Source organism: Klebsiella sp. G-Nf4, from assembly GCF_002810615.1.
Classification (GTDB): domain Bacteria; phylum Pseudomonadota; class Gammaproteobacteria; order Enterobacterales; family Enterobacteriaceae; genus Klebsiella; species Klebsiella variicola.
This window is the reverse complement of the sequence record NZ_PION01000001.1, coordinates 1,157,385-1,176,560: the sequence shown is the minus strand read 5'-3', so window position 1 is coordinate 1,176,560 and position 19,176 is coordinate 1,157,385. Positions and strand designations below refer to the sequence as shown.

General features: G+C 57.1%; 21 protein-coding genes and 1 pseudogene. 6 read left to right on the top strand and 16 right to left on the bottom strand.

Features of this window, described 5'->3' with window-relative positions; all coding sequences use genetic code 11:
* Positions 1 to 43: 43 nt before the first annotated feature.
* Positions 44 to 1,057 carry a sensor domain-containing diguanylate cyclase gene (locus tag CWM57_RS05790; protein WP_074386264.1) on the bottom strand — a complete coding sequence of 338 codons (1,014 nt, stop codon included), beginning with the start codon at positions 1,055 to 1,057 and terminating at the stop codon, positions 44 to 46.
* 301 nt (positions 1,058 to 1,358) lie between these two features.
* Here CWM57_RS05790 and CWM57_RS05785 point away from each other — a divergent pair, with 301 nt between their 5' ends.
* On the top strand, positions 1,359 to 1,598 hold the full coding sequence (locus tag CWM57_RS05785; RefSeq protein ID WP_100675752.1) for a DUF333 domain-containing protein: 240 nt from the start codon (positions 1,359 to 1,361) through the stop codon (positions 1,596 to 1,598).
* Here the strand turns inward: CWM57_RS05785 and CWM57_RS05780 are convergent.
* Together CWM57_RS05780 and CWM57_RS05775 are read right to left on the bottom strand one after the other, a co-directional pair.
* Positions 1,588 to 1,926 carry a DUF488 domain-containing protein gene (locus CWM57_RS05780; RefSeq protein WP_165784153.1) on the bottom strand — a complete coding sequence of 113 codons (339 nt, stop codon included), beginning with the start codon at positions 1,924 to 1,926 and terminating at the stop codon, positions 1,588 to 1,590. The genes CWM57_RS05785 and CWM57_RS05780 overlap by 11 nt on opposite strands.
* A gap of 4 nt (positions 1,927 to 1,930) precedes the next feature.
* Complete coding sequence (locus tag CWM57_RS05775) at positions 1,931 to 2,440, bottom strand: DUF523 domain-containing protein (RefSeq protein WP_100675751.1); 510 nt, start codon at positions 2,438 to 2,440, stop codon at positions 1,931 to 1,933.
* A 145-nt stretch (positions 2,441 to 2,585) separates the two neighbouring features.
* On the opposite strand from CWM57_RS05775, the gene CWM57_RS05770 reads away from it, so the two are divergent.
* A complete protein-coding gene (locus CWM57_RS05770) occupies positions 2,586 to 3,278 on the top strand; it encodes a CTP synthase (RefSeq protein WP_100675750.1) in 693 nt (230 codons plus the stop codon).
* A 31-nt stretch (positions 3,279 to 3,309) separates the two neighbouring features.
* On the opposite strand, the gene CWM57_RS05765 is transcribed toward CWM57_RS05770, so the two are convergent.
* The gene (locus tag CWM57_RS05765; protein ID WP_162493322.1) at positions 3,310 to 4,485 is read right to left on the bottom strand and encodes a CynX/NimT family MFS transporter; all 1,176 of its coding nucleotides are present in this window, start codon (positions 4,483 to 4,485) and stop codon (positions 3,310 to 3,312) included.
* A 106-nt stretch (positions 4,486 to 4,591) separates the two neighbouring features.
* On the opposite strand from CWM57_RS05765, the gene CWM57_RS05760 reads away from it, so the two are divergent.
* Positions 4,592 to 5,386, top strand: coding sequence for an AraC family transcriptional regulator (locus tag CWM57_RS05760; RefSeq protein ID WP_008807682.1), 795 nt, complete (start codon positions 4,592 to 4,594; stop codon positions 5,384 to 5,386).
* On the opposite strand, the gene CWM57_RS05755 is transcribed toward CWM57_RS05760, so the two are convergent.
* The 3 genes and pseudogenes from CWM57_RS05755 to CWM57_RS28130 all read right to left on the bottom strand — a co-directional run bounded on the left by CWM57_RS05755 (position 5,370) and on the right by CWM57_RS28130 (position 6,686).
* Entirely contained in the window at positions 5,370 to 5,816 is a 447-nt protein-coding gene (locus CWM57_RS05755; RefSeq protein ID WP_012968512.1) for a DUF441 domain-containing protein, read from the bottom strand. The genes CWM57_RS05760 and CWM57_RS05755 overlap by 17 nt on opposite strands.
* 117 nt (positions 5,817 to 5,933) lie before the next feature.
* Positions 5,934 to 6,434, bottom strand: coding sequence for a YbaK/prolyl-tRNA synthetase associated domain-containing protein (locus CWM57_RS05750; RefSeq protein ID WP_023339958.1), 501 nt, complete (start codon positions 6,432 to 6,434; stop codon positions 5,934 to 5,936).
* A gap of 95 nt (positions 6,435 to 6,529) precedes the next feature.
* Positions 6,530 to 6,686: pseudogene (locus CWM57_RS28130) on the bottom strand (hypothetical protein).
* Here CWM57_RS28130 and CWM57_RS05745 point away from each other — a divergent pair.
* Positions 6,681 to 7,817: a glycosyltransferase family 9 protein gene (locus tag CWM57_RS05745; protein ID WP_162822960.1), complete on the top strand. Its 1,137-nt coding sequence runs from the start codon at positions 6,681 to 6,683 to the stop codon at positions 7,815 to 7,817. The pseudogene CWM57_RS28130 and the gene CWM57_RS05745 sit on opposite strands and share 6 nt — an antisense overlap.
* 171 nt (positions 7,818 to 7,988) lie before the next feature.
* Here CWM57_RS05745 and CWM57_RS05740 read toward each other — a convergent pair whose 3' ends face one another.
* The 3 genes from CWM57_RS05740 to umuD form a co-directional block, all read right to left on the bottom strand.
* A complete protein-coding gene (locus CWM57_RS05740; RefSeq protein ID WP_002901096.1) occupies positions 7,989 to 8,231 on the bottom strand; it encodes a DinI family protein in 243 nt (80 codons plus the stop codon).
* 263 nt (positions 8,232 to 8,494) lie between these two features.
* A complete protein-coding gene (gene umuC / locus CWM57_RS05735; RefSeq protein ID WP_100675749.1) occupies positions 8,495 to 9,757 on the bottom strand; it encodes a translesion error-prone DNA polymerase V subunit UmuC in 1,263 nt (420 codons plus the stop codon).
* A 2-nt stretch (positions 9,758 to 9,759) separates the two neighbouring features.
* Positions 9,760 to 10,179 (bottom strand): translesion error-prone DNA polymerase V autoproteolytic subunit, encoded by a 420-nt coding sequence (umuD, locus tag CWM57_RS05730; RefSeq protein WP_008807676.1) that lies wholly within the window; start codon positions 10,177 to 10,179, stop codon positions 9,760 to 9,762.
* Between the two features lie 494 nt (positions 10,180 to 10,673).
* On the opposite strand from umuD, the gene CWM57_RS05725 reads away from it, so the two are divergent.
* A complete protein-coding gene (locus CWM57_RS05725; protein ID WP_100675748.1) occupies positions 10,674 to 11,450 on the top strand; it encodes a BPL-N domain-containing protein in 777 nt (258 codons plus the stop codon).
* Positions 11,451 to 11,476: 26 nt separating this feature from the next.
* On the opposite strand, the gene CWM57_RS05720 is transcribed toward CWM57_RS05725, so the two are convergent.
* Together CWM57_RS05720 and CWM57_RS05710 are read right to left on the bottom strand one after the other, a co-directional pair.
* Positions 11,477 to 12,064 (bottom strand): TetR/AcrR family transcriptional regulator, encoded by a 588-nt coding sequence (locus tag CWM57_RS05720; RefSeq protein ID WP_100675786.1) that lies wholly within the window; start codon positions 12,062 to 12,064, stop codon positions 11,477 to 11,479.
* Positions 12,065 to 12,450: 386 nt separating this feature from the next.
* On the bottom strand, positions 12,451 to 13,659 hold the full coding sequence (locus tag CWM57_RS05710; protein WP_061154980.1) for a pyridoxal phosphate-dependent aminotransferase: 1,209 nt from the start codon (positions 13,657 to 13,659) through the stop codon (positions 12,451 to 12,453).
* A gap of 68 nt (positions 13,660 to 13,727) precedes the next feature.
* Here CWM57_RS05710 and CWM57_RS05705 point away from each other — a divergent pair, with 68 nt between their 5' ends.
* Complete coding sequence (locus tag CWM57_RS05705) at positions 13,728 to 14,825, top strand: glutamine amidotransferase-related protein (protein WP_100675747.1); 1,098 nt, start codon at positions 13,728 to 13,730, stop codon at positions 14,823 to 14,825.
* Here the strand turns inward: CWM57_RS05705 and CWM57_RS05700 are convergent.
* The 4 genes from CWM57_RS05700 to CWM57_RS05685 are packed head-to-tail and all read right to left on the bottom strand — an operon-like array spanning position 14,809 to position 19,171.
* The gene (locus tag CWM57_RS05700) at positions 14,809 to 15,732 is read right to left on the bottom strand and encodes a dihydrodipicolinate synthase family protein (RefSeq protein WP_074386254.1); all 924 of its coding nucleotides are present in this window, start codon (positions 15,730 to 15,732) and stop codon (positions 14,809 to 14,811) included. The two genes, CWM57_RS05705 and CWM57_RS05700, sit on opposite strands and share 17 nt — an antisense overlap.
* Positions 15,733 to 15,742: 10 nt before the next feature.
* Positions 15,743 to 16,912: a M24 family metallopeptidase gene (locus CWM57_RS05695; RefSeq protein WP_016160709.1), complete on the bottom strand. Its 1,170-nt coding sequence runs from the start codon at positions 16,910 to 16,912 to the stop codon at positions 15,743 to 15,745.
* Positions 16,899 to 17,999 (bottom strand): mandelate racemase/muconate lactonizing enzyme family protein, encoded by a 1,101-nt coding sequence (locus tag CWM57_RS05690; RefSeq protein ID WP_100631728.1) that lies wholly within the window; start codon positions 17,997 to 17,999, stop codon positions 16,899 to 16,901. Before CWM57_RS05690 ends, CWM57_RS05695 begins: the two co-directional genes overlap by 14 nt.
* The gene (locus CWM57_RS05685; RefSeq protein WP_061154975.1) at positions 17,996 to 19,171 is read right to left on the bottom strand and encodes a M20 family metallopeptidase; all 1,176 of its coding nucleotides are present in this window, start codon (positions 19,169 to 19,171) and stop codon (positions 17,996 to 17,998) included. Before CWM57_RS05685 ends, CWM57_RS05690 begins: the two co-directional genes overlap by 4 nt.
* Positions 19,172 to 19,176 lie beyond the last annotated feature (5 nt).

Here is a 19,176-nt window from a genome sequence, read left to right as displayed (position 1 = left end):
ACCCACGAATGATGCCCAGCATGATACTGGATATCACGGTACTTTAGTCAATATGAATGAAATTCTCCTGACGGCGGGACTTCTTATCCTGGTACATCGCCTCATCGGCGGCGCGCAAGGCCGCTTCAACATCGATACTCTGCGGATCGCAGATGATCACCCCGAAACTGGCTCCCTCATAGTCGATACGCTGCTCGCCGAGGAAGTAGACACCGCACAGGGCCTGGCGCAGGATCGCGACATACGCTTGCTGCGCCGCGGGATCCTGGGCGCTACCGACGATCAAAAACTCATCGCCGCCAAGGCGACCAACGATATCCTCACGGCGCGCGACGGCAGTGAGTCGTTCGCCGACCTGCACCAGAAAGCTGTCGCCGCACGGATGACCGAACCGATCGTTAATGGCTTTGAAACCGTCGAGATCGATAAAAATCAGCGAGACTTGCTGCTGCTGGGCGCGGGCGGAGGCAAAGCGTAACGCCAGCTGCTTAAACAGCGCACGGCGATTAGGAAGCTGGGTGAGTTCATCGGTCGACGAGTGCAGCTCCAGCGCGACGTTAGCCGCCTGCAGCTGTTGCACCAGGGTGTCTTTTTCCACGTAGTGGGAAATGAGCTTCGCGAACAGGCCCATCACCTGTTCACCTTCGAGATTATAAGGTTGCTTCTGTCGGCTGGTGGCGCAGAGGGTACCGAACAGAGAGCCATCGGCCAGGCGGACGGGAATGCTTAAAAAGGTGGCGATCCCCAGCTCCTGGGCGGCGATGCAGGAGTGCCAGCGATGGGCCACGTCGTTGCTAAACGTGCACTGATCCTCAAGGGCGCGTTTGCACAGGGATTCATCCCAGGGGACGGAGAATCCTTCCGGGATCTGCATTTCGCTGCTGTTGTGGGCGAACATCACCTGCTGCCGCTGGGCGTTGATATCGATGCGGGTAAGATAGGTGGACTCCATTCGGGTCACCGCCTCCAGCATCTCCAGCAGCTGGCGCACCAGGGTTTCCAGGGACTGTTCCGCAGCGAGGGTTTGCGACACCCGGGCAAGAATAAAATCTGACATGAATAATACAGCTCCAGCACGCCAAACGTCACCCCAGCATAATGGGCTGCAAACGGACATCAGCGTCGAATAAACAGTGATATTTTTAAATTTATCACATCTGTTTGGGGAATACTTGTCCACGCGGCAGGAAAAAAAGCCCCGTCGGGGGCGACGGGGAAAAACTCATTGATTATGGAATGATCTGTTCTCTGGTCAGTTCGAGAACAGGGACTACTCTACGGGGGAAAAGTGCAGGCAAGATGGAGAAAACGTGGAGATTCAGGCTAAAATCCCCGGGCATTCAGGAAAGGGAGGAACGATGAAAAAGTTACTGGCTATTCTGCCACTGGTATTAGCCGGCTGTATCCAGCCGCAGTCCACCGCGCCGACGAAAACCATCGGCATGGCCAATCCCGCGGCGGTGTACTGTCAGCAATCCGGCGGCACCCGGGTGCCGGTGCAAACGCCGCAGGGCGTCAGCACCCAGTGCAAACTGCCCAGCGGCGAAACCCTCGACGAGTGGGCGCTGTGGCGTCGGGATCATCCGACTAAATCGTAACCGGCAGGGCCGCCAGCCAGGCGGCCAGCACCCGGGCATGATTCTGCTCGGTGTTCTTCGCGGCGTACAGCAGCGTCAACGGCTGGCGCTGCGCCAGCGCCGCCAGCCGCAGTCCCGTTTCACGATGGGCGTCGAGCTCCTGGCGATAGCGCTGGCTGAAGTGGGCGAAATCGATCTCCTCGCCGTGAAAGGCTTTTCGCAGCTCAGCGGAAGGCGTTAACGCCTTACACCATTCATCACAGGCCAGCGCCTCTTTTTTCATCCCCCGCGGCCAGAGACGGTCGACCAGCACCCGGTAGCCGTCGCTGCTTTCCTGCGGGTCATACACCCGTTTACATTGAATCATCATCCTGCTCCCTCTGTGCCATCCAGGCGAGCAACTGCGGGATTTGCCCGTCGGAAAATACCGTGATGCCGTGGGCGCGCAGCAGATCGGCCGCGACCCCGGCGCCCGCTTTGCGTCGTCCGTGAAAAGAACCATCATAGACAAACTGGCTGCCGCAGGTAGGGCTGCCATCGGTGAGTAACGCTGCCTGACAGCCCGCTTCCCGGGCGGCGCTGAGCGCCAGCCAGGCGGCCAGCTGGTAATGTCCCGTGACGTCGCGGCCGTCGCTTTCCACGATCCGCGCCCGCCCGGCAAGTACATCCCCGCCGGCGCCGCCGACGATCTCCGCCGGCAGACGGGGCGTGGACAGACCGGCCGCCAGCTCCGGGCAGTGGATCACCAGCCGCCCCGTCTGCTGCCAGCGGGACAGCGTCGCCGCCAGCTGTGCCTTCTCGCTACCGTTATACCGCACCTGGAATCCCATCAGGCAGGCGCTGACCAAAAGCTTACTTTTCATCCTTTCTCCCTTTCACGCTTGCTCCAGTATACCTTACCCGCCGGCGGGGGCGGTGGGGCGAAAATAAGGATTGTGTTCCACAGGAGGGATCGCTATCCTGACGTGCCTTGTGCTGCTCGTCTCGTCCAGACATAAGGAACCTGCTATGAAAACCCCTTTACGCCTCGCCCTCGTCGGCGATTATCACCCCGATATTGTTGCCCATCAGGCCATTCCCCTGGCGATAGACGATGCTGCCGCCGTGCTGGAGCAGCCGGTGAAATATGACTGGCTCGCCACCCCGTCGATTGTCTCCGGCGATGTGTTGGCCGATTACGATGCCGTCTGGGTCGTTCCCGGTAGCCCGTATCGTCATCCGCAGGGGGCCTTTACTGCGATCCGCTATGCCCGCGAAAACGGCATCCCTTTCCTCGGCACCTGCGGCGGCTTTCAGCACGCGGTGATTGAATACGCCCGTAACGTGCTCGGCTGGCAGGATGCCGGCCATGCGGAAACTGACAGCGAAGGGCGGATGGTGATCGCTCCCCTTAGCTGTTCGCTGGTGGAGACCTCCGCCGTCGTCGAGCTGCGGGCGAATACGCTGATTGCCCGCGCCTATGGCCGGGAGAGCATTGAAGAGGGCTACCACTGCCGGTACGGGGTGGACAGCGCGTTTGCCGGTGAGCTGGAACAGGGCGATCTGCGCGTCACCGGCTGGGATGAAGAGGGTGAGATCCGCGCCGTCGAGCTGGTGACGCACCCGTTTTTTGTCGCCACGTTGTTCCAGCATGAACGCCACGCGCTGGATGGGCGTCCCTCGCCGCTGGTCCAGGCGCTGATTCGCGCCGCGGCACAATAAACCCACCGGCAGCGGGCGCTGCCGGTCATCTTCAGGAATGGATTTCCCGGTCACGTCCGGCGAGGGCGCCGCAGACCGCCATCACCAGCGAAATCAGCGCCACCGCCAGCAGCGGAATATGCCAGTCGCCATTAGCATCGTGGATCTTACCCATCAGCGGCGGCCCGCAGGCGGCCAGCAGATAGCCGACGCTCTGCGCCATCCCTGACAGCGCCGCGGCCTGGTGCGCCGAGCTGGCGCGCAGGCCGATAAACGTCAGGCCGAGGATCATGGTAGCTCCGGAGCCAAAGCCGAACAGCAGCGTCCAGCCGATCGCCAGCCCTGGCAGCAGCCACAGCCCGGCGGCGCTGATGGCGCACATCAGGGCGACCAGCACCGCGATCCCACGCTGGTCGCGCAGCCGATGCAGGATCAACGGTATCGCCAGACCTGGCGCGGCGGTCGCCAGCTGCAGCAGGCCATGCAGCGAGCCGGCCTGCGCTTCGCTATAGCCCATACTCTGTAGAATCGACGGCAGCCAGCCGATAATCACGTAATAGACCAGCGAGTTGATGCCGAGGAACAGCGTCACCTGCCAGGCCAGCGCCGACCGCCAGATCCCCCGATTATGCATGGCGCCTGAGCCGGTCAATGGCGCCTCCGCCCGGCGCCGGGACTGTGGCAGCCAGCTGAGGAGCGCCAGCAGCGGGAAGACCATCAGCAGCAACAGCGCGCCGCGCCAGCCGAATCCGGCCATTGCCACGGGAACCACCAGCGCCGAGCCGAGCGCCGCCGCGCCGCCCATCGTCAGGGAATAGGCGCCGGTCATCCGCGCGACATGCTGCGAGAAATCGCGTTTAATCAGTCCGGGCAGCAGCACGTTACCCAGCGCAATACCGCAGCCGATCACCGCCGTACCGATAAACAGCAGTGCAGCGGAGGGCAGGGAGCGCAGGGCAATGCCGGCGCAGATCAGCAGCATCGCCAGCAGCAGGCTGCGTTCCATGCCGAACCGGCGGGCAACTCCTGCCGCCAGCGGCGAGACAAGGCCAAAGGCCAGCAGCGGCAGGGTAGTGAGCAGCCCGGTCTGCGCGGTGGTCAGGCCATAGTCGCTACGAATCGCGTCCAGCAGCGGCGCCGCGCCGGTAAAGACCACGCGCAGGGTGGTGGCGATGAGCAAGATACCGGCAATCAGCAGCGCGGGGCGGCGGCCGGTAGAGGAGATCACAGAAGACATATCATTCTCAAGGTAACTAACGAGGGGGTTACGATAGCGACTTTGTCCCCTGTTTAAATCAAGCTAAAATGACAGATTATCGCTAATATCGGACAACATGATGATCGGACTGGGTCTGGATGGTTATGAACCGGACAGTGGCCACGAATCGGCCATTGCCTTTCGTATTCAGGTGGTGGAGGCGGAGCAGTATATTCCGGCGCATTCTCACCGTAAGGGGCAGCTGATCCTCGCCCTGCACGGCGCCTTGACCTGCGAGGTGGAGAACGCGATGTGGATGGTGCCGCCGCAGTATGCGGTGTGGGTCCCGGGACAGCTTTCCCACAGTAACCGCGCCACCCCCGGCGCCCAGGTGTGTTTCCTGTTCATCGAACCGGGCGCCGCGCCGATGCCGGACCGCTGCTGTACGTTAAAGATTTCTCCGCTGGTGCGGGAGCTGATCCTCACCCTGGCGGAACGCGGCGGGGAGTTGCTGGCCGCCCCTGCCACGGCCCGGCTGGTGCAGGTTCTGTTTGATGAGCTGCCCCGGCAGCCGCAGGAGCACCTGCAGCTGCCGGTATCAAACCACCCGAAAATTCGTCAGATGGTGACGATGATGGCCGAGGATCCGGCGCGCTGGCAGACCCTGAGCCAGTGGGCGGCGGTGTTTGCGATGAGCGAGCGCAATCTGGCCCGCCTGGTAGTGCGCGAAACGGGGCTGAGCTTTCGCCGCTGGCGCCATCAGCTGCAGCTGATCCTCGCGCTACAGCTGCTGATCCGCGGGCAGACGGTGCAGCAAACGGCTCAGGCGCTGGGCTACGATTCCACCACCGCTTTCATCACCATGTTTAAAAAAGGGCTCGGACAGACGCCGGGCCGCTATCACGGCAGCCTGGCTACGACTTCCCAATAAACAATGAGATGATCCCGGCGGCAATCAGCGGTCCGACCGGGACGCCGCGAAACAGGGCGACGCCGAGTACCGTGCCGACCAGCAGCCCGGCCACCAGATGCGGCTGGGAGCCCATCAGGGAGACACCGCGCCCGCCGAGCCACGAAACAAACACCCCGACCGCAATCGCCAGCAGTGATTTCCAGTTCATAAAGGAGTGGATCAGCGTCGAGGGCGGCAGCGTACCGCTGGCGATAGGCGCCATCACGCCGATGGTTAAAATAATGATCCCGACGGTCAGCCCCTGTTTCTCAATCCAGGGAAAGAAGGTGTTCAGCGGTGTAACGCGCACGATAATCAGCACGAGGATAGAGATCGCTACGGTGGTGTTATGGCTGATAAAGCCGAGCGCCGCCAGACCCAGCAGGATCAACAGGGTGGTATCAAACATGTACAGAGGTCCTTGCCAAAAAAAGAAAGCCAAAAAATATCCCGCTTACTCTACGCATCGTGGCGTGAATAAACAGGATTTTTACGCCATGCGGCGAAAATCAGGGCGGATGCCCGGTTAGCTAAGGCGGCGAAAGGTCGCGATCTCCGGTCGGGCGATATGTAAATAATCCTCGGTATCGAGAATGATCGACCGGTCCAGGCGTCCGGCGTTAAAGGCGATTTGTGGAAAGCGCTCAAACAGCAGCGGGTCGGCCACCAGCCGCAGCGCCGGATGGAAGCTGAAGGGGGGAATGGCGCCGAACACGCAGGCGGTGAGGGCATCCACTTCCGCCGGACTGGCCAGCGAGGCTTTGCTGCCGCCGATATGCCGGGCCAGGCTGGCGAGATCGGCCTGCTGATCGGCGGCGAGGATCGCCAGCACATGCTGGTTGACGCCGTTTCCTTTTACTTTACAGACTAGCGCTTTTGCGCCCTGGCCAAGCGCGGTGCCGCGGATCGCCGAGACGGCTTCGCACTGGCCGACCGCGTCATGCGCCATCACCCGGTAGCGCGCCTGGTGTTCGTCGAGCAGCGCGCACAGCCGCTGGTGGATATTACCTTCTACTGCTTTAAGCATAGCGTCCTCCTGACATCATCAAGCCGCCAGCTTAGCGCTGTTGCGTCAGCCTGCCAACGGTGGGCCGGGAAATTCACCATTCGCTCATTATTGCTTCACAGTGCTGTGGTGCAATCTCGCAGGCGCAGATGAGTTTTGTAAATAAAAAAAAGAATGATTTTCATTTTCAATCGAACTTTTTTTATTTCGCTCAGTCTCTATCGGACGACACAGAATATTAATAATTGCCGTAATGAGGTTAGGATGATGCACGATGCAACCATGCAGGGTTCCCCACGCAAGAAGTTTAATAAAATAAGGGAGCTCAACAGACGGCGGAATTACTTTACTAAGAAAGTACGTAATGCCCTGCGGGTGGGAGTGGCGAAAGCGCTCTGGGACCGCCGACGCCGTCAGCCGGTGGATTTGTCGTCCGCGAAAACTGTCTTACTCATGCGTAATGAGGGGGCGGTCGGCGATGTGGTGGTGGATTCCGCGCTGGTAAAATGCCTGCATCAGTCAGGTTATATCGTTGATTTTCTGCTGACGACCTCTAACAGCCAGGTGATGCGCTATAACCCGCGGATCCGCCATATTTATGAAGCTGAGCCGGTCAATTCCGCTGATTTTTTGCGTAAATTTAACCATAACGTTCCCCGCGACGTCATTAATGAACTGGCTAATAATAAGTACGATATTATTATTGACCCTTCGCTGTTCGATATTCCCGTGCATCGCCTGCGGCTTTTTCGACAAATAAAAGCCAAATCAGTGCTCGGGTTTAATAAATGGCCATCGATTAAACATTACTCTCACTCTTTTGATTTTGACTGCCAGCGCTGGCACGTAACGAAGACGTTCGCGTTGATCGCCGACTATCTCCAACTGGACACCCGCGCTCTGGACACTTACGACCTGGCGGTGCCCGGGCCGATTATGCAGGAGGTGGCGCAGTATCTGGCGTCGCTGAGCGGAAAAGCGGTAGTGATTAATATTTTTGCCGGCCATGCCGACCGGAGTCTCTCCCAGACGCAGCTGGCCGAACTGCTCGACAAGCTGCGGGCTCGCCATCCGGGGCTGGCGGTTATTCTGCTCGATCACCGGCGTGAGATCCGCATCTCGCTGCCGCCGGAGGTGGTGATTAATCCGTTTAACACGCTGCACCATGCGATGGCGCTGATTGCCCAGGCGGAGCTGATTATCTCTCCGGACACCTCGGTGGTGCATATGGCGGCGGCGTGGAACAAACCGCTGATCGCGGTCTATAAGGACGTTCTGCTCAATAACCGGCTGTGGGCCCCGGGCTATGACAACGCCAGGCAGATCATTGTTAAATGCGGGAAGGTCCATCAGCATCGCGAGCTGGTGGATAGAATTATAGCGGCGCTACCGGAGACGCTGTGAGGGCGATGAGGGGAGGCTGGTAGGGCTCACCTGCTGACCGTATGCAAGAGCCAGCAGGTGAGCGAAGGTTGCATTGCCAGTCTGCAACCGCCGCTATTGTACTGTTGCCCGCTGCTCTGACACATCCGGGAAAGCTCTTAAAGAGATGGCCGCCGCCAACGACGGGCGGCATCACTCTTCAGTGAGCCACATATCCGCTTCTTCAAACATCTCCTGCACCGTACGGCTGATCAGCTCTTTTTCATGCTTGCTGGCGTCGGTGTTGATCGCCGGCAGCGTCATCATCGGCTTCACCCGCACTTCCGCTTCCGGGAAAATGCGCTGCATGCGTTTGGTCAGTTCGTTAAGAATGGCCTCTCTGGCACCCGGCAGCCCGGCAAAATTGCGCTTGTCATAAATCAGTTCCACAAACATCTTCTGTCCTCTGTATGCTGATCGCGGGCGATAGTTTTACTGTATTAATGTACAGTGTCAAGCGAATGCCGCGGTGCTGCTCATCCGCAACCTCGTGCGGTAGACGGGCTGCGCGCAAAAGCAGCACCTCGTCCGCCGGCGGTCAGGCAGGCCTCACTGACGAGCGGAGGGGATTTCCGCGCTGCAAAGGCGTTATCGCTGATTGCGTAGGCCTGGTAAACGCAGTGACCTTCACCCGAAGCGATGTCATTACCTGCGTACATTCATTTCGCGACGGGTAGGTCTGAATATCGGGTGGTGTAAGCCGGGGAAAGCATTTCACGCTTCATCGCCCAGGATTTTTCGATCCCCTGACCGGCAAACCAGACCTTTCCTTTCCCGGATTGATTTAATTGGTCGATAACGTCCATTAACGCAGCACTATTTTTGCGCGGAGCGTTATCGTCAAATAAGTTTAGCTGCGCTATGCCATTACTGAAGAAATCAGCAAGCATAACACCGGCTTTCATATATCGATAACCATCAATCCAAATTCTCTGCAGGCAGTTTGTGGCACAATTTATAATGTCACGGGTATCATTAGACGGCGTTAATAGCTTCATTGACGCTTGGTTGCCATAATATGTTTCATTAACGGCGTGCGGACTCGTCCGGACAAATACGCTAACGAAGCGGCAAAATTGATGCTCACTGCGTAATTTTTCTGCTGCTCGCTCAGCATAGGCGCAAATGGCTTGATGCATATCTGAATACTGCGTTACCCGGTTGCCAAAAGAGCGACTACAAATAATCTGTTGTTTTGTTGGGGAAAATTCTTGTAGCTCAAAACATGGCTCACCACGCAGTTCGCGAACGGTCCTTTCCAGCACCACATTGAAGTGCTTTTTTATGACCCATAATGAGCTTTCTGCCAGATCCAGAGCGGTATTAATACCCATTAAATTAAGTTTTTTACTCATTTTTCGCCCAACGCCCCAGACCTCTTCAACAGGGACAAGGGCGAGTAGCCTGCGTTGGCGCACAATATTGGATAAGTCGACAACGCCGCCCGTGCCGCGCCATGTCTTGGCGGCATGGTTAGCGAGCTTGGCTAATGTCTTGGTTTGCGCAATACCTACGCCCACCGTTAAGCCAGTATTTTTCAATATGTTAGTTCTTATTTCATGGCCGAAGGTGGATAAGGGGACGCAATTCATTACTCCGGATAAATTAATAAAGGCTTCATCGATGGAGTAGATTTCTATTGACGGAGACATTGCCGTGAGCGTTTGCATAACACGGTCACTGAGGTCGGCATAAAGCGCATAGTTAGAACTGAAAAAATGAACACTGGAATAATAAGGGTTATTTTTTATTTTAAAGAAAGGTTCGCCATTTTTTATACCGAGGGATTTTGCTTCGGCAGAGCGAGAAATAATGCAACCATCGTTATTGGACACGACCACAATAGGCTTCCCCTTTAAATCAGGGCGAAAAACCGTTTCACAAGAAGTATAGAAATTATTGACATCGACGAGGGCAAACATAATTATTTATGCGCTTTAATGCTAAAAATGACCACGCCAAATATTTCTAATTCTTCGGCATTATGAAACGAAATGGAAGCGTAATCGCGATTGTGCGGCACTAGCTGTAAAAAAGGATGAGTGCGAAGTTCTTTCACGGTGAATTCACCTGCGATAGCCGCAATGACGATATCACCATGTACGGCAGACAGTGAGCGGTCAACCACTAAAAGGTCTCCATCACTGATGCCGGCATCACGCATAGACTCTCCGCTGACTTTGATGAAGTAGGTAGCACTCGGATGTTTTATCAATAATTTATTGAGATCCAGCCTGTCCTCAACATAATCCTGAGCGGGGCTGGGAAATCCGCAGGGCACCCTCTCGGAGAAGAGGGGGAGCATGAGTGGGGGCGAAATCTCAGTTGGCCGAGTAAACTGCATGGTATCGATCCTCGAATACTGTTTTTATATACAGTATTATTGAATGTGCTGATGGATCAAGGCGCACGTGACGTTGTTTTTATAACTACATGAATATAATGATGATTTATGTAAAGCATGCCATGTGGTGCTGTTACTGAACTGCAATCGCTGTGTAGCGAGACCAGTACGTCAACGTTGACGTTTGCCCGGTAAGACGACCGCGGTATTACATGGAGCATGATCGACTCTTTTTTCACCCTATCTTCGGTATTTAATGTTATTGAGAAGACAATAAGATATGAGAATATCTCATTAAAAGATATTTATAAAATATTGTCGCCTTTACTTTACAGAATAAAGAAACATTATTTATTTTAACTAAAATGGCTTGACAAATTTGATGTTGAGGATAAATTTGAGCAAGTGCTCTAATTTATCGTCATCATCTGCGGGATCCGAAAGTGATACGCTGTGATTAACCATGACACTACATAACCAGGGGATCTACTGACATGAAAATTTTTTTCCAGGGCACCAGACTTAAAAAAGCAAAAATACTAACGGTTGCCTTTTCTTTCGCCTTTTTCACCGCATCGGTGCAGGCAAAGTCCTCGCAATCAGAGAGTTATCATGTCGCCGTTTATCGCGGGGAGGCCGGGTGCCCAGGCTGTTCTGAAATGGTGGTAAAATCGCTGGTCGCGACAGGTCTGCCTCTGCACATTTCTTATGTTGGTGAAAAAGAAAAGCTGAAATTAAATGCGCAAACACTGAAAAAGTTCGATCTCTATATTCAACCTGGCGGCGGTCAGGATATACCCGGATCTTATCAAGCCCTGGGTGATGAAGGGGCAGAGGCTATCCGTAATTTTGTGAAAAGCGGCAAATCCTTTCTTGGTCTTTGTATGGGGGCCTATCTTGCCGACAAAGACTGGATAGGGCTTATTGATGCGCCTTTAGAGTCAGAGGTGGGGAGACCCGGTTCGCAGGCCGTTGATGAAGGCGATTATACCCTGCAACTGACATGGAATAATAAACAAGAGCCTTTTTACTACCAGGATGGGCCTTATCTCAACAGTAGTATCTCAAGTACTGGATTCCAGCCGATCGCGTACTACAAGAATGGAGATATCGCCATTGGTAAGTACCGGTATGGCAAGGGAAACATCATCCTGTCAGGTCCGCATCCTGAAGCCGATGAGACCTGGATAGACAGTACTGCGTCAGGAAATACGACGGCAGAAAGTAAAATGCAGCGTATTTTGAGTTATCTCAATATAAAAAAGGGTTAACTGATACGCTACCTTGCTTCACCCACTCAGAAATTCTTTTTAAGGATTTTAAAGGCAAGCTCAGATATTTCATTAAGAAAAATGCTGCGTCTGTCTTCTGAATAATCGAGGATCAGCAAGCTGGAATACCCATCAATTAATGTGTTTATTTGTCTGGCTGAGGTAGCGGCGTTTTCCGCAAGGAACTCGCCTTCCTGCATCCCTACGCTAATGATGCCTTCAATAATAGTGATCCATTGCAGGGAGTGATCGTGCACTAATTTAGCATAATCCGCATCGCGTGCTGCCATTGGCCATAGTTCAAGGTAGAGCAGCCAGTGTGCCGAAGGTGCATCGGGTAACAGCGTTCTGATATAGAGGTTTACTCTTTCACTAGCGCTCATTTTTTCTGACGCGTTTAAAAACGCATGACATTCTTGTATGTCATTTTCAAACATATACTGAATAGTGGATTTCTTGAGTGTTTCCCAGTCTCGATAATAGTGATAGATATGACTTCTGGAAATATTCATTTTTTGCGTCAAATCACGGGTTGAGACATTGCTAAACCCTTTTTCTCTGAACAGTTGTAGCGCTGCTATTTTTATCAACTCAGAAAAATTGGCCGTTTTCAATATTTCAACCTTAATCACTATCCATTAAAGCGCAAACTATATCATAATTTCTGAAACCTTGCACGTGTTCAACATTCGGGGATAGCTGTTAGCATTGTGTTTTATATAGCATAAACAAAATAACGAAAATCTATTTTGTGGGTCTGGTATAAATTCAGCTGCAAGGAGGTTGCTTTATTATTAGCTATGCGCAGGATGCTATTCCTGCCGCGTGCGGTGGTGGCCGCAACGGTGGAGTGGAAAACCGGGAAAGAGAATGTCGCGATGACCCGGCGAGCTATCGTGATGACAACGTGCTTATCGGCAAGGTAGGCGATAAGCACGGCATTTTTCAGACCGAGCGTGGTTTGCCGCCGCGTGGGTAGCCGCTGCGCCAGCACACGCCTTTAACGCAATTGCGCGCAGGCGCCCGCTATCCGCTGGCAGGCTTGAGTCAGCAGGCCATCTTCTACCGCATACGCAATACGCAAATACCCCGGCATTCCAAACGCGGAGCCGTGTAAAACGGCCACCTGGGTTTGTTCTAATAGCCAGTTCGCCAGCGCGCTGTCGTCGCGAAGGATTTCGCCGCCAGGGGTTACCCGGCCCATAAGCGCCTGGCAGTTGGCAAACACATAGAATGCCCCCTGGGGAGTGGTGGCGCTCAGGCCATCGGTGGCGGCAATCATTCCCAGCACCTGTTGGCGGCGTTTATCTAACACGTTGAGCCAGCCGTCGAAGAAATTGGCTGAATGGGTAAGCGCTGCGACCGCCGCAGCCTGCGAAATACTGCTGGGGTTGGAGGTACTTTGTGATTGCAGGATCTGCATGGCGGCAATCAGCCATTGCGGCCCTCCCGCATAGCCCAGACGCCAGCCGGTCATGGCGTGGCTTTTGGACACACCGTTTACCGTCAGGGTACGCGAAACCATCTGCGGGGCGGCCTGAGCAAACGTGGTGAACGGGGTATTGTCGTAACGCAGCGGCTCATAAATGTCGTCGGCCATCACCAGCACCTGTGGGTAATCCGCCAGCACCGCAGCCAGGGCACACAGCTCCTGCTCGCTGTAAATCGCCCCCGTCGGGTTGCCCGGCGAGTTGAGGATCAGCCAGCGCGTTGACGGGGTGAGGGCGGCGGCCAGTTGTTCCGGCGTCAGCTTCCAGCCGTTTTGTTCATCACAGGGCACAATCACCGGTTCGCCATCGGCCAGAGAGACCATATCCGGATACGAGACCCAGTAGGGGGCGGGAATGATGACCTGCTGCCCGGCGTCGAGGGTGGCCAGAAAAGCATTGAAAATAAGCTGCTTGGCGCCACTGCCAGCGATGATCTCTTGCGGACGGTAATGCAACTGATTGTCGCGAGCGAATTTGGCGGCAATGGCCTCCTTTAACGCGGCGGTGCCGGAAACGGCGGTATACTTAGTCTGATGATGCACGATCGCTTCAATGCCCGCATAGCTAATATGGGCCGGGGTAGCAAAATCCAGTTCTCCTTCGCCCAGGTTGATAACCGGCTTGCCTGCGGCTTCCAGTGCCCGTACCTGGTCAGAAATGGCCGCTGTCGGTGAAGGGCGTACAGATTGCATACGACGGGCGATTTGACTGTTATTCATAAATCCTCTTTTGTATCTAATGATTCAATTAATACAATTAGGTCCCCAACCTCAGCAGGAAACTCGCCGTGTCACCGATCTTTATTCTCGATAACACCTCTGTGCCCGCTCGCTACGGTATTACCGCCAGCCTGTGGGCTAATCGTCTTGGACTGCCTCTCTGGAGCCTTCGCCCCGACTTCGCCGGGGATGTTCCCGACAGCCATCAGCACGTCATTCGGGCCGGGTACTGCGTGACCAGCGGCCTCTGGCGCAGCGATACGCTGCGTGAAGAGGTACGCGATATCGCCTGCCTGCCTGAGTCAGATGCTGTCATTGTGCTGGCGTCCTCGCAGGCAGCGCTTATCGCCGACCTGCCGGGCCAACGGCTGTTCAGCGATGACCGCAACCACCGCCTGACGCTCAGCGACGGACAACATACGTTGTTAGACCTCACCGCCGATCGCTATGGTCGCTGGGATGCCGGGGAGCCATCGTCTGCCGGGACGTCCTTGCGCATCGCACTGATTGGCCGTGAGTCAGACCACCGTCTGGTCTTCCCCGCCACGCTTGGCTCACTGGGTGATGCCGCGGCGTCGCTGGGGCTGAACCTGGATGTCCATTTCTTCGCGCCAGTCAGCCTGTCCCCTGGATTACACGTCCTTCACGACGTCCAGGGCGTCGTGTTGCCAGGCGGTTCCTCGATGGCGGCCGTCAAGGGACAAATCCGCGTGGCGGAAGATACGCTTGCCCGCGGACAGCCCACGCTGGGGTTATGCCTGGGAATGCAGAGCATGATGACCGCAGTCGTGCGCCGGCGTCCGGGTTGCGAATCGGCCATTCCCGCGGAAGTGGCTCCGGATGAGGCTCTACACAGCTTTGTTCCCTTTGTCGATGGCCGTCATCGCTGCGGCGTCTTCCCTTTTTCCTTCGGGTTGATCTCCGGTGATATCCGCGAAATGCACTACAACCATCGCTACTGCTTTAACACCGACTTATTGCCGGCGCTGGATCGCAGCGGGGTCAGCGTCAGTGCGCAAACGGACGATATCGTGGAGGCCATCTCCCAGCCGGAACTGCCGTTCTGGCATGGTGTGCAGGGGCACCCGGAACTGATGTCCCGCCCGGATGCCCCCCATCCGCTGTTCGTCGCCTTTTTACGGGCGGCGCTTAACGCACAAGCGTAACGCCGCTACGGCTGTCGCTGGCAAGCGCCGACATGACGTGAGTCAGCTCCACCAGCGCCGCGTCGTCGATCGGTTTTAACGGTGCGCGTACGGTGCCGCCGTTAAAACCGCGCAGCGCCATCGCCGCTTTCACCAGCTGCGGCTGACCATGTTTGCGCGCCAGCGCGCGATACGCGTACCACAGCTGATGCAGATCGCGGGCCGTGGCGGCATCGCCCTGTTCCACGGCACGGAAGGTATTGATAATCAGCTCCGGCAGCGCGCCGCTGTTGGTGGTGCTGATGCCGTCAAACCCGGCCATCATTGGCCCGAGGAAGGCCAGATCGGATGCACAGAACAGGCGCAGACGTCCACGCAGGCGGTTGGCAATCTGGTCGATGGCGGTGGGGTTGAGGTCGCCCTGTTTGATGCCGACCACGTTGGGGATCTCTGCCAGTTGTTCCAGCAGCGCCGGGGAGAGGGTGATGCCGATGCCCGGCGCGTTGTACACCAGGATGCCGGTCTTGGATAAGGGAGCCATCTCTTTGAAGTAGCTGACGATCTGTTGGTCAGTGATTTCGCTGACAAAGGGCGCGGTCACCATCGGCAGGCCGCCCAGCTCGCTTGCCAGCAGCGTCAGCTCACGGGCATCGCGCGGGTCGGCGCTGGCGCTGCACAGCATGACCGCCACGCGGTCATCCACACAGGCCATGACTTGATGAAACAGCTCACGGCGTTCTTCGACGGTCATCACCGGGAATTCACCGTAGGTGCCGCCAATCAGCAGACCGTCATAACCCAGACCAATCACGCGTTCAATATTTTCACGTAACGCCGGAAAGTCGATCGCACCGCTGGCGGTGAACGGGGTGACGGTGATGTTGAAAATACCGCGCAGGCGTTCACGGCATTCATTGATATCTTTCATTTTTCTTTCCTTACAGCAGTGTGAGAGGGCGAGCCAGGGAACCCAGCTGACGATATCCGGTTTCGGTCACCACCACGGTTTCACTGACGCCGACGGTAAATTGACCGTAGATCCGCAGAGCCGGTGGAATGTGGAAGGTCATTCCTGGCTGCAGCTCAGTGGTGACGCCACGATACAGACTGAGAATGCCGCCTTCGCCCCAGTCCGGCGCAAAGGCGATACCGATGGAGTAACCGGTGCGTTTTTTGAAGTTTTCGGTGAACCCGGCGCGATCAATCACCTTCTGGCAGGCCAGGTGCGGCGCTTCGCAGGTGGCGCCCGGACGAATGGCATCAAGGGAGGCCTGCAGGGCTTCCTGACACACTTTTTCCATTTCGATGGCGATAGCGGGCGGCCGCCCCAGCCAGGCGGAGCGCATCATCGCGGCGTGGTAGCGGTCGTGAGCCGCTGACATTTCGAGAAATACCGGGTCGTTATCCTGCATCACCCGACGACGCCATGTGCCATGCGGCACGCCGCTGCGTGGGCCGGTCGAGACCAGCGGTTCCATGCCGACATACTCGGAACCGGCGGCAATGGCGGCCCCCATCATCGCCGAGACCAGCGCGTTTTCGTCTGCGCCGCTGCGAATCGCCGCCATGCCCGCGCGCATGCCCGCGTCCACATAGCGCGCTGCGATGGCGATTTTTTCCACCTCCGCCGCCGATTTCACGGCGCGCAGCGGCTCGATGACGCCCGCGGTATCGGCAATGGTGCCGAGCCTGGCCTGCAGGGCTTCATACACGGCAACCGGCAGGAACCAACCGCGTTTGTCCAGCCCAATCCGTTTGTGGAGCCAGCCGCGCTGTTGCAGCATGCCCACCAGAAAATCCACCGGGTTATCGCCATCCTGGTAGATGGCGGCGTCAGAAATAAAGGTGTTGGCGATAAAGTTAAAGTATTCGAGCTGGCGAATCACAAACACCGGATCCCCTTCTACCGGCAGCAACAGCGCCTGGAAGGTGTAATAGCCCGGTGTTTGCTGACCGGTGAGCCAGAAAATGTTTTCCGGGCCGGTAACGATCATGACGTCCACGCCCGCGCGGCTTAAGCGTTCGCGGGTGCGTCGAATGCGTTGCGCATATTCATCAGCGCTAAAGGCGGACTCACTGCCCTGAATCACATTGTTAACATCTTGCATGAGTAAACTCCTGGAGTAAGTTGGCCTGCGCGGCATCAAACTGCACGCCCAGACCGGGTGAGTCATTGACGGTGACCAGGCCATTGCGGTATTCCAGCCCGCTGACGGGATCATCCGTTAAGCCATCGGCGCCATACAGCTCGGCAAATGCCGGTTGCACGACACGACACAGCTGGAGCGCGGCGGCGGTGGCAGCATGGCCTTCATTCATCTGGCCAATCATGAATGGCACGTCGGCGAGTCGCAGCCGGTTGGCGGCGGCCAGCGTCGGCGCAAGGCCACCCAGTTTCACCAGTTTGAGATGCCCCCACAGCGCACCTTTGGCGGCGATCAGCCGGGTGATGGCGGCGTCACTGTTGAGGCTTTCGTCGAGCATGATCGGGATGCCGTAGGCGTACAGCTCCGCAAGCTGGCTGTCGTTTGCCGGGCTTAACGGCTGTTCGATGTAGCTGAGCTTCAGCTCGCGCAGAGACGGGAATGCCGCGTGAGCCTGCGCCAGAGACCACTGGCCGTTCACGTCAATCGCCAGCGAAATCTGCTGGCCGAACCGCTGGCGCAGCCGTTGCAGACGGGCCAGGTCGGTAGCGAAATCTGCCACGCCTGTGCGCAACTTCAGCTGGGTGAAACCGCGATCGACATAGCGTTGCGCCTGCTCCAGCATCTGTCTCTCGCTGCCCCAGAACAGGGTCTGGTTGGTGTGCCACGCAGGCAGGCCATCCCGCGCCCCCAGCCAGGCGGCAACGCTTATCCCTTGCTGACGCGCCAGCAGGTCGTGCAAGGCCATATCCAGCACCATGCGCGATGGCGGCAGGAGCGTGCAGTCTCCATCATCTAACGCGGCGAGTCGCGCGGCGGGCGCCTGGCGCCAGTCCCAGCGGCGAAGTATCTGAAGCAGGTTGTTCAGCACCTGCTCTTCGCGGTAGCCATGCAGGTAGCGAATGTTGAGCCGCACTTCGCCAATCCCGATCACTCCCTGGTCTTCCAGACGCAGCCAGAGCGTATCGAGCGCCGTTACCGGACCAGAGGCAGCGGTATGCAGCGTCACATCGGCGTAATGCAGATCTCCCCGAAAGAGCTGTGCTTTCATAAACCGGGCTCCGGCGGCAGCATGGCGAGCGCAATATCGAGATAGAGGTAGGCCGCGGCGATAAATTCATCGACAGGGACAAATTCATCGGGTTTGTGAGCCACGGCCAGCGAACCGGGGCCAATCACGACGCCTTTTGCGCCCAGCGAACGGAAATGCACCAGGTCACATCCCCCCTGAAAACCAAACGGGCCGGGTTCGCTCTGCCCATGACGGCGACAGGCAGCAAGGCTTTGCTCGACAATCGCTTCGCGGCTGTCGGTTTGCGTCGCGCCGCCGGTGGTGGGCTGCCAGGCGATAATTTCGGCTTCCACACCTGCATGTGCGTACGCGTGGTCGAGCAGTTGCTGCAGTTCGGCTTTGACGACCTCTTCGTCTTCGCCCGGAACCATGCGACGGTCAAGCAGCAGCTCACAGCTGTCTGGCACCACATTGTCCGCATGGCCGCCGTGGATGCGGGTTACCGTCAGGCTGGCGTTGCCGACCAGATCGTGGCAGCGGCAACGCACCTGCTGGTGGTGGGCTTCTTCAATCAACCCTAAAAGGCGCGCCGACTGGTAAATCGCGTTAATCCCCAGCTCCGGCGTACCGGAATGCGCGGTGACGCCTTTAACCCGCACGCGAGGACGTAAGCTGCCTTTGTGGGCGGAGAAGGTGGCATTCGAGGTCGGCTCGCCAATCACCGCGAAATCAATCGCCGGTGGATTATCGCGGACGTAGAATTTCGCCCCTTCGCTGGCGACCTCTTCATCGGCGGTGAACACCCCCATCAATGTGCCGGACCACTGCTGACGGTTGGCAGCCAGCAGACGCAGGGCTTCAACCATCGCCACCAGCGGGCCTTTGGCATCGCAGGCGCCGCGTCCGTACAGGCGTCCGTCACGCTCGGTGAGCGTGAAGGGATCGCTGGCCCAGCCGCTGCCCGCCGGAACGGTGTCGAGGTGGGTGTTAAAGGCGAAACACGGCCCCGGTCCATTGTTCAGGACGGCGATAACGTTGGTCCGCCCCGGTGCGTATTCGCTAAAGGAGAGATCGAACCCGGCGGTCAGCAGCCAGCCTTCCAGACATTCGGCGGCTTCGCGCTCATGGCCCGGTGGATTCTCCGTGTTGATGGCAACCAGCGTCGCTAAGTCCTTTTTCATACGTGCGCTGTCAACCTGATAACTGGACATAGGAA

Excerpts from the sequence above, each read along its gene's own strand:
- CWM57_RS05790 (WP_074386264.1), bottom strand. The coding sequence starts at position 1,057 with ATGTCAGATTTTATTCTTGCCCGGGTGTCGCAAACCCTCGCTGCGGAA.
- CWM57_RS05785 (WP_100675752.1), top strand. The coding sequence starts at position 1,359 with ATGAAAAAGTTACTGGCTATTCTGCCACTGGTATTAGCCGGCTGTATC.
- CWM57_RS05775 (WP_100675751.1), bottom strand. The coding sequence starts at position 2,440 with ATGAAAAGTAAGCTTTTGGTCAGCGCCTGCCTGATGGGATTCCAGGTG.
- CWM57_RS05770 (WP_100675750.1), top strand. The coding sequence starts at position 2,586 with ATGAAAACCCCTTTACGCCTCGCCCTCGTCGGCGATTATCACCCCGAT.
- CWM57_RS05760 (WP_008807682.1), top strand. The coding sequence starts at position 4,592 with ATGATGATCGGACTGGGTCTGGATGGTTATGAACCGGACAGTGGCCAC.
- CWM57_RS05755 (WP_012968512.1), bottom strand. The coding sequence starts at position 5,816 with ATGTTTGATACCACCCTGTTGATCCTGCTGGGTCTGGCGGCGCTCGGC.
- CWM57_RS05750 (WP_023339958.1), bottom strand. The coding sequence starts at position 6,434 with ATGCTTAAAGCAGTAGAAGGTAATATCCACCAGCGGCTGTGCGCGCTG.
- CWM57_RS05745 (WP_162822960.1), top strand. The coding sequence starts at position 6,681 with ATGCACGATGCAACCATGCAGGGTTCCCCACGCAAGAAGTTTAATAAA.
- CWM57_RS05740 (WP_002901096.1), bottom strand. The coding sequence starts at position 8,231 with ATGTTTGTGGAACTGATTTATGACAAGCGCAATTTTGCCGGGCTGCCG.
- umuC (WP_100675749.1), bottom strand. The coding sequence starts at position 9,757 with ATGTTTGCCCTCGTCGATGTCAATAATTTCTATACTTCTTGTGAAACG.
- umuD (WP_008807676.1), bottom strand. The coding sequence starts at position 10,179 with ATGCAGTTTACTCGGCCAACTGAGATTTCGCCCCCACTCATGCTCCCC.
- CWM57_RS05725 (WP_100675748.1), top strand. The coding sequence starts at position 10,674 with ATGAAAATTTTTTTCCAGGGCACCAGACTTAAAAAAGCAAAAATACTA.
- CWM57_RS05710 (WP_061154980.1), bottom strand. The coding sequence starts at position 13,659 with ATGAATAACAGTCAAATCGCCCGTCGTATGCAATCTGTACGCCCTTCA.
- CWM57_RS05700 (WP_074386254.1), bottom strand. The coding sequence starts at position 15,732 with ATGAAAGATATCAATGAATGCCGTGAACGCCTGCGCGGTATTTTCAAC.
- CWM57_RS05695 (WP_016160709.1), bottom strand. The coding sequence starts at position 16,912 with ATGCAAGATGTTAACAATGTGATTCAGGGCAGTGAGTCCGCCTTTAGC.
- CWM57_RS05690 (WP_100631728.1), bottom strand. The coding sequence starts at position 17,999 with ATGAAAGCACAGCTCTTTCGGGGAGATCTGCATTACGCCGATGTGACG.
- CWM57_RS05685 (WP_061154975.1), bottom strand. The coding sequence starts at position 19,171 with ATGTCCAGTTATCAGGTTGACAGCGCACGTATGAAAAAGGACTTAGCG.